The 15357-nt window shown below is 39.2% G+C and carries 15 protein-coding genes and 1 riboswitch; of the genes, 13 read left to right on the forward strand and 2 right to left on the reverse strand.

Going from position 1 to position 15357, the window contains the following annotated elements; all coding sequences use genetic code 11:
- Positions 1-24 precede the first annotated feature (24 nt).
- From ACWATA_RS04380 to ACWATA_RS04440, 13 genes are all read left to right on the forward strand, one after another.
- Entirely contained in the window at positions 25-186 is a 162-nt protein-coding gene (locus ACWATA_RS04380) for a hypothetical protein (RefSeq protein WP_165573653.1), read from the forward strand.
- Complete coding sequence (locus tag ACWATA_RS04385; protein WP_230624675.1) at positions 176-601, forward strand: hypothetical protein; 426 nt, start codon at positions 176-178, stop codon at positions 599-601. Before ACWATA_RS04380 ends, ACWATA_RS04385 begins: the two co-directional genes overlap by 11 nt.
- Before the next feature lie 87 nt (positions 602-688).
- Positions 689-862 (forward strand): YjcZ family sporulation protein, encoded by a 174-nt coding sequence (locus tag ACWATA_RS04390; RefSeq protein WP_080518349.1) that lies wholly within the window; start codon positions 689-691, stop codon positions 860-862.
- 153 nt (positions 863-1015) lie between these two features.
- On the forward strand, positions 1016-2416 hold the full coding sequence (locus tag ACWATA_RS04395) for an ATP-binding protein (RefSeq protein ID WP_028415123.1): 1401 nt from the start codon (positions 1016-1018) through the stop codon (positions 2414-2416).
- 217 nt (positions 2417-2633) lie between these two features.
- A complete protein-coding gene (locus ACWATA_RS04400) occupies positions 2634-4103 on the forward strand; it encodes an NAD(P)/FAD-dependent oxidoreductase (protein ID WP_028415122.1) in 1470 nt (489 codons plus the stop codon).
- 602 nt (positions 4104-4705) lie between these two features.
- Positions 4706-4860, forward strand: a riboswitch (cyclic di-AMP (ydaO/yuaA leader).
- Positions 4861-5040: 180 nt separating this feature from the next.
- Complete coding sequence (locus ACWATA_RS04405) at positions 5041-6276, forward strand: dicarboxylate/amino acid:cation symporter (protein ID WP_098113565.1); 1236 nt, start codon at positions 5041-5043, stop codon at positions 6274-6276.
- Between the two features lie 108 nt (positions 6277-6384).
- Positions 6385-7734 (forward strand): aspartate aminotransferase family protein, encoded by a 1350-nt coding sequence (locus ACWATA_RS04410; protein ID WP_473049596.1) that lies wholly within the window; start codon positions 6385-6387, stop codon positions 7732-7734.
- Positions 7735-8436 (forward strand): CoA transferase subunit A, encoded by a 702-nt coding sequence (locus ACWATA_RS04415; protein WP_028415119.1) that lies wholly within the window; start codon positions 7735-7737, stop codon positions 8434-8436. It begins immediately after the preceding gene.
- The gene (locus ACWATA_RS04420) at positions 8421-9083 is read left to right on the forward strand and encodes a 3-oxoacid CoA-transferase subunit B (RefSeq protein WP_028415118.1); all 663 of its coding nucleotides are present in this window, start codon (positions 8421-8423) and stop codon (positions 9081-9083) included. The genes ACWATA_RS04415 and ACWATA_RS04420 overlap by 16 nt, the downstream gene beginning before the upstream one ends.
- Before the next feature lie 13 nt (positions 9084-9096).
- Positions 9097-10362, forward strand: coding sequence for a peptidase (locus ACWATA_RS04425; RefSeq protein WP_028415117.1), 1266 nt, complete (start codon positions 9097-9099; stop codon positions 10360-10362).
- 26 nt (positions 10363-10388) lie between these two features.
- A complete protein-coding gene (gene ablB, locus ACWATA_RS04430) occupies positions 10389-11237 on the forward strand; it encodes a putative beta-lysine N-acetyltransferase (RefSeq protein WP_028415116.1) in 849 nt (282 codons plus the stop codon).
- Positions 11238-11304: 67 nt separating this feature from the next.
- A complete protein-coding gene (gene kamA / locus ACWATA_RS04435; protein ID WP_028415115.1) occupies positions 11305-12717 on the forward strand; it encodes a lysine 2,3-aminomutase in 1413 nt (470 codons plus the stop codon).
- Between the two features lie 14 nt (positions 12718-12731).
- A complete protein-coding gene (locus tag ACWATA_RS04440; protein WP_473049597.1) occupies positions 12732-13010 on the forward strand; it encodes a YokU family protein in 279 nt (92 codons plus the stop codon).
- Between the two features lie 35 nt (positions 13011-13045).
- Here the strand turns inward: ACWATA_RS04440 and dat are convergent, their stop codons facing one another.
- Both dat and ACWATA_RS04450 read right to left on the reverse strand, forming a co-directional pair.
- Positions 13046-13891, reverse strand: a complete 846-nt coding sequence (gene dat, locus ACWATA_RS04445) for a D-amino-acid transaminase (protein ID WP_028415114.1) — start codon at positions 13889-13891, stop codon at positions 13046-13048.
- A gap of 121 nt (positions 13892-14012) precedes the next feature.
- On the reverse strand, positions 14013-15050 hold the full coding sequence (locus tag ACWATA_RS04450; protein ID WP_013058723.1) for an acyltransferase family protein: 1038 nt from the start codon (positions 15048-15050) through the stop codon (positions 14013-14015).
- Positions 15051-15357 lie beyond the last annotated feature (307 nt).

Raw genomic sequence — 15357 nt, forward strand, 5'->3', positions numbered from 1 at the left:
AGTATAGAAAAAAGGAGTGAGAGCATGCGTGATTTTTATGCTCGGATGCTACGGTTAATCATGTTAAGTTTTTTACTGCTGCTACTTTTAATTCAATTTACAGAGCGCTCTACTTCATTTAATCACATTACCCCCGCGCTAAATAAAGTAACCGAGCGAATTGAGCTGATTACCTATGATCAATAAATGTATGTTTTCTGCGTTTCGATATGTACTTGTTCTTTATGCAATTTGCTTTACATTTTTATTTGTTAGCACAGTTCCAAGCCTATTTGGTTTCACTGTGACCGTTCAAGAAACGGATTATCACCACCTGCATCGCGGAGATATAGTTGTCTTTAGAGACGAATCATCTTCTTCAAAGAATGAACTTGTACTGGCCCATAATCAAGACCCTGATGTACTGGTTACAGCTCAAAGAAATTCTTTGCCTGCTTCTTTTAAAGTGATTGGAAGCTACGCATACCATCTCCCGTATATAGGGGTCATTATTGAGTTTATGAAAGATTTTACTACGCTACTGGTGATGGGCAGTATTTTACTTTTGTTGTTTTCGTATACGCTGCAGCCCAAAAGGCGAATATGGCGTAAGAGAAAGTAAAAAATGGGCGAATGCACATACAGGACAATCAACTAACGCATATAAAGTACAGTGTACGAAATGAAAAAAACAAGAGGAGAGATTGCTATGTATAACTACGATTGTTACGACCCATGCCATCACGGAGGCTATCACCACCTATATGATACTTGCCACTATCCAATTGGCGGTTATCATCATTGCGGAACGGGCCAGTCATTTGCATTAATTGTTGTGCTATTTATTTTATTAATCATCATTGGCTGCACTTGTTTTTGCTGATTAGGTCTCATTTGCTCGCATGTGCGAGCTTTTTATAAAAGATGGAAAAGGACAAACTTACATATAAATTGTTTAAATAATAAAAAAATTTTGCCAAATCAACATTTACCATATTATACTATAGCTAGTAACTCAATAAGCGAAGGTGAATATATGGAAAAGGAAAAAGTATTTCAACAGCTATTTTCAATGTCATTTACACCAATGCTCGTAATGAATATGGATGGCGATATTCAAATTTTAAATGAAGCTTGCTGCCACCTTTTTAAAACGACGGAGGAACGGCTTCTTTCCTGTAATGTATTTGAAGAGCCAAATCGCTTTTTTATTGAAAAGCATGAAGTGGAACCGTTAAGAAAGCAAGAGGAAGAAGTTGTTTTACTTAAGAAAAAAGTAGATCAGCAGTTTCCGATGCATATCCATATTCAGCGCACGGAAGAAGATATTCCGCTCTTAGTTGTTCAGTGGAAAGAGTTTTCCTCAAGTATTGAAAAGCAAGAGGAAGTCATTCGGAAAATGAAGCAATATAAGCAGTTTGTCCAGCAAAGTCAAGATGCATTTATTGTAACGAGAGAAGGCAGAATCCAATATTTGAATCCCGCTGGTGTTAAACTTCTTGGCGGCGAGAAAAAAGAAGAGTATATCGGGCGTCCTTGGCTTCACTTTATTCATCCCGAACATTTAGAAATTGTAAAAGAACGAATGGTTCAGCTGATGAATGGAATGTCCGTGAGGCCACGTGTTGATGTGAAACTATTGACTAAAAAAGGGGTCGTCATTATTGAATCTTCGGCAACCAAAATTAAGTTTGAAGGACAGGATGCCATTCAGTATATTATTCGCGACGTAACGGATCGAAAAAAATATGATGAAATGGCAAGCAAATCTGAAAAGCTTACAATGGTGAGCAAGCTAGCGGCAGGAGTAGCACATGAAATCCGTAATCCAATGACGGCGATTAAAGGGTTTATTCAGCTGCTAAAAGCATCGAAACAGTATAATGAAGAATACAATGATATTATGCTTGAAGAATTGAATCGCGTCGAATCCATTATTCAAGAATTTTTAACGCTGGCCAAGCCTAAAATTGAAAATTCATACCATCCGAAAAGTCTCAATCAAATCATACGTCACGTGACATTACTATTAGATACACACGCCAATTATAAAAATTGTCGTATTATTAATGAGATTAGTGATGAGATTACAATCTTTTGTGAAGAAAATGCGCTTAAACAAGTTTTTATTAATTTAATTCAAAATGCGCTTGAGTCAATGAGCAAAGGTACAGTTAAAGTTACCGTTGAGAAAAGAAATGAATACGGCATGGTCATTATCGAGGATGAAGGATGTGGAATTGATGAGCAATCTTTAGCTCGGCTAGGTGAACCATTTTATTCCACCAAACAAACAGGAACTGGGCTAGGATTAATGATTAGCTACCGAATAATCGAACAGCATCAAGGGCATATTTCATTTGCGAGTAAAGTAGGAGTAGGAACAAAAGTAGAAATTGCTCTTCCGTATATTAAAGAACCAGTGAACATTTCGTAGCGCTTGCTATTCGTTCGCTGGTTTTTATTTGGTTGAAATAAAAACGAATGTTTTTTTATTTTTTTATTTTAATGTTCGTGTATATTGTTGACTAAAGGGTTTGTTTTTGATATATTATCAAATGACTAGAAAATAACCGAATGATAATAAAAAAAGAAAATTCGGTCAATAACTTTTATCTTTTACCCAAAGAAAAAAGATGATGGGAGAATGTACAATGAACTCAAATTATGATGTTATTGTGGTAGGGGCAGGACCCGCTGGAATTTTTACTTGCTATGAGCTAACGTTAAAATTACCGGAAGCAACTATTTTATTAATCGATAAAGGACACGATATCTATCGACGTAATTGTCCGATTCTTCAGAAAAAAATTGAAAAATGTCCGCCTGCAGTTGGCAGAAAAGAGTTTGCTGGCTGTTTGCCTGCTTGTTCTATCACAAATGGTTTCGGTGGAGCCGGCGCATATTCAGATGGGAAGTTTAATATCACCAGTGAATTTGGAGGCTGGATGACGGATTATCTGTCTGAATCACAGGTGGTAGATTTAATTAAATACGTGGATGAAATTAATTTAAAACACGGAGCAACCGATACGATTACGGATCCGTTAACTGATAAAGTTCGTGAAATTGAAAAACGCGGATACGCAGCAGGATTAAAGCTATTGCGTGCCCAAGTGCGTCATTTAGGAACAGAGCAAAATTTAGAAATTTTAAAAAGCATTTATGAATACTTAAAAGAAAAAATTGATATGCAGTATAAAACGGAAGTAGCCGATTTAATAACAGAAAAAGAAGATGGTCAGCATATCGTGCGCGGTATTGAATTGAAGAATGGTGACAGAATTACGGCTGATAAAGTCGTGGTTTCACCAGGTCGAGACGGCTCGAAGTGGATGAGCGACTTATTAAAAAAACGCCGTTTGAAAATGATTAACAATCAAGTAGACATCGGTGTTCGAGTAGAAACATCTAACGTTGTTATGGAAGAAATCAACAAGCACTTGTACGAAGGGAAATTTATTTATAATACGTCTGTAGGTACAAGAGTCAGAACGTTCTGCAGCAATCCTTCAGGGCATGTGGTAGTAGAGAATCATTCAGGGATTATGTTAGCAAATGGACACGCATACAAAGATCCGAAGCTTGGAAGTCAAAATACGAACTTTGCGCTGCTTGTTTCTCATAAATTTTCGGATCCATTTGATCAGCCGAACGAATATGCGCACGAAGTATCAAGATTAGCTAATATGCTGTCAAACGGAGGCTTAGTTGTTCAAAAGTATGGAGATATTTTAAAGGGGCGCCGTTCAACAGCGAATCGAATTAAAGAAGGCTTTTTAGAACCAACGTTAAAAGAAGCTGTCCCTGGTGATTTGGGTTTAGTGCTTCCATACAATACAATGAAAAGCTTAATTGAAATGACAGAAGCACTGGATCATGTAACGCCTGGGTTAGCATCTGAACATACGCTGTTTTACGGTGTGGAAGCGAAATTTTACTCCGCCCGTCCGAAGTTAAACGATAAGTTTGAAACTGAAATTTCCGGTTTATACGTGGGAGGAGACGGAGCTGGTATTACGCGAGGACTCGCGCAGGCAAGTGCGTGTGGTGTGTGGGTAGCGCGTGACATTGTTGAAAAATTAAAGAATCGTAAAGCAAGTTCTGAACCTGTTACTGTATAAAAAAAGAGGCCGTCACGGCCTCTTTTTTTTATGGGTTAAATAACGAGAGGGAATAAGTAAAAAGTAAAGAACTTGTACCGCTCCAACTCCGATAGTTTTATATGATAATTACCCGCTCCTTTTTTAAAAGATAGTAGGAAATCTATACTTCTATCTTGAGCAGAATTAAGTAGAATAAGGGGAATTGATAATGTCGATTTCTTCGCATCAATAAAGTCAGTGAAATTTTAGGGAGTGTATATCAAGCAGTACAAGGATAAAATCAACAGTTGGAAAGAGTTATTTTTTTGATAAGTAAAATATTTATGGAAGCAGTAAAGTACATGGATATTAGAATAATTATACATATTTATGAATGATATTAATGAGAAGAAAGTTCACTTTATAAACTATTTTTTGAATTAATTTTTTATCCATTAGATTGTAAGTCTTGTTAAATAGGTGTTTTTGGTTCATTGAAATATGGTGTAAATATTTTAAAATATAACAATTCTCAACTTTTTACGATAAAATCATGCATTGTTTTTGAATAAAAACTTGACAGGAATACATAAAATGAATTTTAATTAAAGTAACAATTATTATCATGCAAAAATATTAAAGAAAATTATTTGCTTAAACTCTTTTGTTTTATAAGAGAACGGAGGACCCATATTTGTGCGTAATGTACTTGGGGTGAATCTTGAATGAATCAAGTAGGGTAACTCACGTACCCGAATCCGACAGCTAACTCCGTAAGCATTCAGTGAGGGAATAACAGGTCTATGAAACCATGATATTCTCATGGTTTTTTGTATAGCTAAAAATATTCCTAAACTATTAATCTGAAAATTTTTAATATATTGTATATTTTGAGTGTTATCACCCTCAATGCATGGTAAAATAAGTATAGTAGTTAGAATCATTCTAATATAATTTATTTATGGGAGGTAAATCTATGAAGCTATCGACAAAGATCATTATCGCGCTAATTGCTGGTGCTGTTGTAGGAGTGTTGATTAATGCTTTTGCTCCAAGTGCTTTTGCTCCGCTGGACAAGTACTTGTTTACGCCGCTTGGGCAAATTTTCTTAAGCTTAATTAAAATGCTTGTTGTACCAATTGTGTTTTTCTCTATCACGTTAGGCGTAGCAGGTTTAGGAGATCCTAAAAAACTGGGAAGAATCGGGGCAAAAACAGTTTCGTACTTCCTAGTGACAACAACCGTTGCTATTGTAATTGGTTTATTATTAGCGTTTGTTATTAAACCAGGAACATTTGGATCTTTTGATACACAAAACGCTTCTTTTAAAGCTGAAAAAGCACCACCGGTTGGAGAGACATTCTTAAATATGATTCCAGTCAATCCAATCCAAGCGATGGCTGAAGGGAATATGCTTCAACTTATCGTTTTCTCTATCTTTATCGGTTTTGGTATTACGATGCTTGGAAGTAAAACCAAAGGGCTTTATAATTTACTCGAGCAAGGCAATGAATTGATGATGTACCTTGTAAATCTAGTGATGAAGTTTGCTCCTTACGGAACATTTGGGCTTCTTGCAACAGCGGTTGGAAGTCAAGGCTGGCAGGCAATTAAAGCGATGGGGCTTTACATGATTGTAGTCGTGCTCGCACTGTTCATCCATTCGATTGTAACATATGGGGGGTCAGTCGCTCTTATGGCCAGACGTAACCCTATTGAATTTTTTAAAGGTTTTGCTCCTGCGATGACAGTTGGATTCAGTACATCAAGCAGTAGTGCAACGCTTCCGATTTCAATGAATGTGGCTCAAAAAAATCTTCGTGTCCCGGAGTCCATCAGCAGTTTTGTTCAGCCGTTAGGTGCTACCATTAACATGGATGGAACAGCAATTATGCAAGGTGTCGCGACTATTTTTATTGCGCAAGTATACGGCGTTGACCTGTCGCTGGGTGCTCTTGTGACGGTTGTATTAACAGCGGTGCTTGCTAGTATTGGTACAGCAGGCGTGCCGGGAGTTGGTCTCATTATGCTAGCGATGGTATTGAGTTCGGTTGGCCTGCCTGTAGCAGGTATCGGATTGATTATCGGGATTGATCGCTTGCTTGATATGCTTCGTACATCTGTAAATATTACGGGAGACGCTGCGTGTGCCGTTATTGTGGCTGAGTCAGAAGCAAAGCGTATCGATAAATCTGTAACGCAATCGGCTTAATAAATGTAAAAGCTCTAGCTATATGCTAGGGCTTTTTTTATTGGCAAGAAACTCTTCTTTTCAGCATACAGTTTAATAAGAGTATGTGTTTGAAAGGAGAGTGCGGAAATGAATAAGACCCATGTGATAAAGCCGCTGCTCGACGACGACTACCCAGTTATTTCATATGGAAAAGGAATTTATTTGTACGACCAAGATGGAAAAAAGTACATAGATGCTTCGTCAGGGGCAGTTACAGCAAGTATCGGACACGGCGTAAAAGAAATTATTGATGCGATGACGGATCAGGCACAGAAAGTTGCGTTTGTATATCGGTCGCAGTTTACAAGCGATCCGACGGAAGCCTTAGCTAAGAAACTATGTGAATTAAGCAGCAATCATTTCCAGTGGAGCTTTTTTGTTAACAGCGGGACAGAAGCGACTGAAACGGCTATGAAAACAGCCATTCAGCATTTTCAAGAGCAAGGAAAGCCAACCAAAACAAAGGTTTTGTCACGCTGGATGAGCTATCACGGTATTACAATAGGAGCGCTGTCTATGTCAGGGCACGTTGGAAGACGAAAACGTTTCTCGTCTTTGCTTGAAGATTATCCTTCGGTTTCACCTCCTTATTGCTATCGATGTCCGTTTCATCAAACCTATCCATCCTGTAATCTTGCTTGTGCACACGAATTGGAAACAGTTATCAAACGAACCGGCCCTGAACATATTGCTGCTTTTATTACAGAGCCCATTGTAGGAGCTGCCGGAGCAGCTCTTACACCTCCACCCGGTTATTATGAAGTGATAAGAGAAATTTGTGATAAATATGATGTGTTATGGATAGCCGATGAAGTCATGACTGGAGTTGGGCGTACAGGCGTGATGTTTGCATATGAGCACTGGGGAGCTAAACCAGACATCATGACGCTTGGAAAAGGAGTGGGAGCAGGATATACACCGATAGCCGTTACGTTAGCTAGCAGCAAAACGATTGAACCTATCATGAACGGATCCAAATTAATTATGAGCGGCCATACGCTAAGCGCTAATCCGCTGTCAGCGGCTGTAGGGCTAGCTGTCTTAGCCTATATTGAAAAGAACGATCTTGTTCAACAAGTAGCGCTGAAAGGAGCCTATTTAGTAAAAAAATTGAAGGAGCTTCAACTTCTTTACCCTATCATTGGTGATATTCGTGGCAAAGGCTTACTAGTTGGTCTTGAGCTTGTACAAAATCCACAAACGAAGGAGCCTTTTTCATCCTCCGAAAATATGACGGCGCGCGTAATAAGTAAAGCCCATAAAAATGGTCTTCTCCTTTATCCTTCACAAGCAGGAACAGATGGAGTAGAAGGAGACGGTATTATTATTGCGCCGCCATTTACGATTACTCATCGCCAACTTGATGAAGCGGTCGTGTTGCTTTCGAAAACATTGTATGAAGTACAAAATGAAAAACAGGGAAATGAGGTGAAATAAGTGACAAAGGTCGAAAACTCATTTCAAAAGATTACAACTGTGGAACAAGCAATTGAATACGTGGATCATGCTGCTACGCTGATGATAGGAGGGTTTGGAGGCGTAGGCAGTCCGCCTTCTCTCATTGACGGCCTTATTGAAAGCGAAAAATCAAATTTCACACTGATATGTAATGATTCAGGCTTTCCTCATATTGGTGCGGGAAAATTAGTAAGTCAAGGAAGAATTCAAAAACTGATCGCTTCTCACATTGGATCGAATCCCGTGGCTGGAACGCTGATGACAGAAGAAAAGCTGAAAGTTGAGTTTTCTCCTCAAGGAACGCTTGCTGAACGGATTCGAGCGGGGGGAGTTGGACTTGGAGGAGTACTGATTGATGTAGGAATAGAAAATGACATTATTCAATTTGGAAAAGAAAAAGTGGAAGTAGACGGCAAGACATTTTTAGTTGAAAAACCGCTCACAGCCGACGTGGCTTTTGTATATGCAAAAAAAGCAGATCCATTCGGCAACTTGCTCTATGATAAAAGCGCTCGAAACACTAATCCATTAATGGCTATGGCAGGTCGTATAACTATTGCTGAAGTGGAGGAAATCGTTCCTCTTGGCGACATTGACCCAGAGAATGTGATGACGTCAGGCGTATTTGTGGATTATATTGTGCCTTCAAAAGGAGTGAATTGGAAATGGGTTTGGGAATAGATATTCGTCATCGTATTGCAAGACGTGCTGCGGCTGAAATCAAAAACGGCATGATTGTTAACTTAGGGATTGGCATTCCTTCTCTTATTCCTAATTATGTACCAAGCGCTGTTCATGTGATGTTTCATGCTGAAAACGGAATTTTAGGGTTAGGATCTTCGCCTCCTTTAGGTGAAGAAGATGAGAATGTCTGCAATGCAGCAGGCTATCCAACAACTACTGTTCAAGGGGCTTCATACTGTGATAGTGCTACAGCCTTCGCGATGATTCGAAAAGGATACGTCGATATGACCATTCTTGGTGCGTTAGAAGTGAGTGAAAAAGGGGATTTAGCTAATTGGATTGTGCCAGGTAAGCGAGTTCCTGGGATGGGAGGAGCGATGGAATTAGCTCAAAAAGCGAAAAAAGTCATTGTGCTAATGAATCATACGAGCAAGACAGGAGAACCAAAACTGGTCAAGACATGCTCTTTACCTCTTACTGCTTCGGGCTGCGTGGGATTAGTTATTACGGATCGGGCGGTTTTTAAAGTAGAAAAAGATGCGCTTCTTCTAACCGAGTTAATGTCTCCTTATACCGTAGAGGATATTTTGAGTTCAACAGAAGCGACAGTTCGCCTGAGTGATCAATTGATTACGATACGATAAGGAGGACCATTACATGAACATACAGCAATCTATTCATAACTGGATGACAGAGCATCGTCAAAGTGCAGTGCGTTTACTCAAGCGTTTCGTAGAAGAAGCAAGCGTACAGGGTTCTGAAAAGCATGCGCAGGCAATTGTCATTGAACGCCTTCGACAGCTGCAGTTAGATATTGATATATGGGAACCAGACGAAAAAACACTTCGTACCCATGAAGCTTTTGCCTCCAACCGTTCTAGTTTCCGAGATAGCCCGAATGTGGTAGGCGTGTTAAAAGGAAAAGGTGGGGGAAAATCCATCATTTTAAACGGACATATTGATGTTGTGCCTCCCGGCGATCTTTCACAGTGGAAGGAAGACCCTTATACGGCCGTTGTAAAAGATGGAAACTTATATGGGCGCGGTGCAACGGATATGAAAGGAGGAAATGTGTCGTTACTTTTAGCGATTCAAGCATTAAAAGAGCTAGGTATTTCATTAAAAGGAGATGTTATTTTTCAAAGCGTAGTAGAAGAGGAAAGCGGAGGGGCAGGAACACTTTCCTGCGTGCTTAGAGGGTATAAAGCAGATGGTGCCATTATTCCAGAACCAACCAACATGAAGATCTTTCCTAAACAACAAGGCTCGATGTGGTTTCGCGTGACCGTACATGGAGTAGCAGCACATGGAGGGACTCGGTATGAAGGCGTGAGTGCCATTGAAAAAGCAGCTGTTGTGCTTAAACATATTGAGGGTCTTGAAAAAGAGAGAAACAGCCGAATTACAGACCCGCTCTATAATAAAATTCCCATTCCCGTGCCCATTAATATCGGAAATATACAAGGAGGAACGTGGCCTTCTTCAGTTGCTGATCAAGTAGTATTAGAAGGCAGGATAGGAGTTGCTCCGCATGAAAAAATGAAAAATGTCAGAGCGGAAATGAAATCGTGGCTTGAACTTTTGCCTCAGTGTGATGAGTGGTTTGCTGAGCATCCTGTCGACTTGGAATGGTTTGGGGCCCACTGGCTTCCTGGTGAAATTGAATTAGAGCATCCGCTTATGACCTCTCTTTCGTCCTCTTTTTATCATGTGAAACAGAAACAGCCGATCATTGAAGCATCTCCTTGGGGAACGGACGGAGGGATATTGTCACAAGTTGGAGATATTCCAACAGTTGTGTTTGGACCAGGAGTAACAGAAGTAGCCCACTTTCCAAATGAGTATATTTGTATTCAAACGATGCTTGATGCAGCAGAAATTATTGCGCTCACCGTAGCAGACTGGTGCAGTATTGCGGACTAAGCTAAAAAGGGAGAGGATACAAACAAATGGCGAAACAAGAAACTATTTGTCAACCAACCTTTGCTATGACTCTTTTTTTAGATGAATGTAACAAGCGTCTGAGAATGGATGATTACCGGGGAAATGTGAACGATATTTACAGCTATATATATAAAGAAATGGATAAGGCAACGTACGAAAAGTGGATTATAAAAGCACGTGCCGAACATCTGTTGGACTGGATGAGCTTGGGATTTTCTTTAGAAGCAACTGTTCCCTACTATTTTAACGGAAGCGACGCGTATCTTTTATGCTACTATACGTCTCAATCCCGCCGAGACAGCGGGGAGACGTTAAAAGAAACAGAGCTGCTTCAAGATGTTTTGAATTTGCCGACATCTGATTATTCTCCTTTATCGAATCAACTGATCATGCGCCGAGCCATTTCATCTGACGCCAAACAACTTTCTCAGCTCTACCGTCAAATCTTCACAGTGTATCCGACTCCCCTCTATGAAGAAGAGTATCTCTTTAGTTTGCTTCAAGAAGATAATTTGTTTTATATCATCGTTGACAAGAACGATATCGTTAGCGCTGCTTCTGCTGAAATTGACTATGTCTATCACAATGCTGAACTAACGGATTGTGCGACTCTCCCTGCTTACCGAAAGTATGGATTCATGAAGCATTTATTAAGCGCACTAGAGGCGGAGCTAAAACAGAGGCATATTTTTTGTGCATACACAATAGCGAGAGCGCTTTCATTTGGGATGAATGCCGCTTTTCATCAGCTTGGGTATACCTATACGGGACGGTTAACGAATAATTGTTACATTTATAAATCGTTAGAAGATATGAACGTATGGGTGAAGGATCTATCAAAAAGTAAAGGATGAGAAATAATTAACCAATTTATGGGCTGTAACATATAACAATAGTAAATCTTCATAAAGGAGCGATTGTATGTTATATGATTTATATAAGCCGTCCCGACATTGGAAAGATATCGAATTATGGAAAGATGTGCCCGAGGAAAAGTGGAACGATTGGATTTGGCAATTAACAAACACAATTCGAACGCTAGATGATTTAAAAAAAGTCATTAATTTAACTCCTGAAGAAGAAGAAGGAGTGCGCATTTCAACCAAAACCATTCCGCTTAATATTACGCCTTACTATGCATCTTTAATGAATCCAGATGATCCTCGCTGCCCCGTCCGTATGCAGTCTGTTCCGGTTGGCCAAGAACTTCATAAAACAAAATACGATCTAGAAGATCCGCTAGATGAAGACGAAGATTCTCCAGTGCCAGGATTGACTCATCGCTATCCGGATCGCGTTTTGTTCTTAGTTACCAATCAATGCTCCATGTACTGCAGATACTGCACTCGAAGAAGGTTTTCAGGACAAATTGGAATGGGCGTTCCAAAAAAGCAGTTAGATGCTGCGATTGCTTATATCGCCAAAACACCTGAAGTGCGAGATGTACTCATTTCAGGCGGTGATGGCTTGCTGATTAATGACAACATTTTAGAATATATTTTGAAAAATTTAAGAGCTATTCCCCACGTGGAAATTATTCGAATTGGCACCAGAGCACCCGTTGTGTTTCCCCAGCGAATAACGGAAAATTTATGTGCCATTTTAAGAAAATATCATCCAGTGTGGTTAAATACTCACTTTAATACATCCATTGAAATTACGGAAGAGACAAAAAAAGCATGTGAAATGCTTGTCGATGCAGGCGTTCCAGTTGGCAATCAAGCGGTTATTTTAGCTGGGATTAATGACAGCGTAGCTATCATGAAAAAGCTTATGCACGATTTAGTAAAAATACGCGTTCGTCCTTACTATATTTATCAATGTGATTTATCAGAAGGAATTGGGCATTTCCGCGCACCTGTTTCCAAAGGGCTTGAAATTATGGAAGGGCTGCGAGGTCATACGTCTGGCTATGCTGTTCCAACGTTTGTTATTGATGCGCCAGGAGGTGGAGGAAAGATTGCCGTTCAACCAAACTATATTATTAGTCAAAGCGCAAGTAAAGTTGTTCTGCGAAACTTTGAAGGCGTGATTACGACGTATCCGGAGCCAGAAAGCTATGTGCCTGGGCGTGCAGATGATTATTTTCGAGCTGTTTATCCAGAATCGGATGCTAAAGATTCTTCCATCGGCATCTCGGGTCTTATGAATGATGCTCAATTCAACCTTGTACCGGAAGGGTTAGGGAGAGTAAAAAGACGTAAAACATATGAAAGTGACAGTGCTCACGAAAGCCTAAAAGACAAACGTGAAAAAAGAGATGAATTAAAAGATAAAAAGTTTAAAGCTCAATTGAAAAAAGACGGTAAAAGCGACGATGCTCCATCATCTTAAGGAGGTCCTGTAATATGACTGTTCAATGCGCATGGTGCGAAGAAGAAAAAGCGGTAGAAACAACCAATACCGCATACTGGGAATTGCCAGATGGAACGAGAAGTATCGAAATTACTCATATGCCATGTATCAGCTGTTCAGGTTGCGGGATGTCATATCAAGAAGAAGAGATCATAGAAGAAGTGGAAACACAGCTGCTTCTTGTCGATACAAAAAAACTTGATGAATCCATTCGGTATGATGAGCTATTAAAAGTGCCAAGATTATTAAAGCGCGACTACTTTAAATTCTAAAAATCCGCCCCTTATTTTGTAAGGGGCGGATTTTCTTATTGATAAGCCTTTGTTCCAGCAGTACGTAGGCTGTATGCGTGCTTTAAAGCTACTGTAACAGGACGAACAGTTGGAAGTTCGACTTCGTCTATTTTCGAAACGGGCAAAAGACCAACGGACGTGCTCGTAATAAAAACTTCATCAGCGTCTTTTAAAAAGGAAGGAGTCATATTTTGTTCTCGGATTTGAATGGCTTGTTCCTGCGCACATTCCAGTACGTTAGCGCGCGTAATACCGGATAGAATTTTTCTTGTGGCAGGAGTCGTGAACAAGACGTTGTCTTTTATCGCAAATACATTGCTGCTCGACCCTTCGGTTATGTATCCGTCTTTTACTAAAATAGCTTCTTTGCACCCTTTAGAAGCCGCAGCTTGTTTGGCCAGAAGGTTAGGAAGTAGGTTCAATGATTTGATATAGCAATTAGCCCATCGTTCGTCTTCCAATAGAAGAGTGGAAATGCCTTTTTCATAGGCTTCTTCAGGTGTTTGGCGAGGATGGCGTATTGTGAGTGCTAATTGTGCAGGTACATCAGGAAATAAATGATTTCGAGGAGCAATCCCGCGCGTAACTTGAATATAAATATCAGCGTCTTTTAACGTTGATTTTTCCATTCCTTGACGAATGATGTCCTTTAGTTCCTGTCTTGAAACCGGCAGTTCAATAAAGATTGCCTTTGCACTTCTTTCTAAGCGGTCTAAGTGACGTTCAATCGAAAACGGAACTCCTTTGTATACACGAATAAATTCATAAACACCGTCTCCAAACTGGTGACCGCGTTCATCAATTGGAATAACAGCCTCGTTAATATCTCTAAACTCTCCAGCATAATATGCTAATTCCATCTTGAAAAACTCCCTTCCTTTAGATATTAAAACGTTAACATAAAATTCAGCAAAATGAAATTATTTACTTGGTTTCTCTAAAGAAAATGAAAAAAGTCATACTCCTTTAGGAGTATGACTTTTATGAAAACGTACGTTTGAATGCTAATGAAAATTTCTGAATGGCTTTTTTAGGTGTAACAAACTGAACGATGAGCTTGGTACCGGTGATGAACCAATCGACAATACGGCTGCCAAGAAGCATCGTTACTAAAATGGACAGTGCGATTAAGACGATAATACCCCATGACGTTGGCTCTAAACTTTTTGAGAAGTCAGTTGTAAAGAACCATTTTAAAATGAAGCCGTGCAATAAATACACGTATAGTGATCGCTGTCCAATGCTTGTTAAAGCAAAACCGCGCGTTGGAATTAAAGCCATAAAGGCAAAAGATACAAGAAAAGCAATTCCATAGTGAGAAACGCGCATTAAAAATTCGGCCACATTGTCGTACGTGTTCGTTCCATACAGCATATCTGTGTAAGCCGTGTCGTCTAAGAAAGAATAGCTTCCAATTAATGTAACTAGTAATACGATGGATGCAATGATTCGATTTCGCGCTGTCAAAAGATTTGTAAAAGGCTCTTGTCGCTGTGACAAATAGTAGCCTAAAAGGAAAAACGGGAAGAAGACAAACATTCTGCTAATGCTTAGAATTTTATCAAATCCGTCAATATCAATGAAGCCCATTGCAAGTCCAAGCGAAATAGAGACAGTTAAGCTAATCCACATTGGGAATTTTGCAAAGAAAGGAAGCATTAATTTCCAAAAAATTAAGCTCAGTAGAAACCACATTGCCCATCTAGGAACCAAATATTGAAGCGTGTACGTTTCATCTGTATAAAGCACACTATAATAAAGAGTATAGATCGTTTGGAAAGCTAAGTATGGAAGAGCCACCTTTGTAAATATTTTTTTGTAATATCCTTTTTTATGGAAATTTTTCGAGAAATAACCTGCTAGTAAAATAAAGACAGGCATATGGAAAATAAAGATAAAGTGATAAATGGACAGCATTCCGCTGCTATCTGTTCGGTACGGAGAAATCATGTGCCCAAATACAACTAAAAAAATTAATACGAATTTAGCATTATCAAAGTAAGCATTTCGAGTATTCATAGTATTATTTTTCCTCAACATATGCTGATGTAAACCTCCCACCAACAAGATTTATTTAAATGGCGATTATTGTTAGAATAACCTTTCACTACGGAATTAAAACATGAATTCTTCTTTTTTGCAATTACATAAAGGCTTGAGAAACCTGTCGAATCAACGCTTTTGTTATAAAAACGATGTGTTTTTGTTACAAATGTCTTTTTGAAAAAAGAAAAATATTGATATAACAATATTTATTCGTTACGCTAATAGTGAAATTTGTTTTGCAACTGTAACATGAATTTAATATTTTTTGTCCAGTAAAACA

The sequence above is a fragment of the Priestia sp. USM5 genome, from assembly GCF_058323215.1.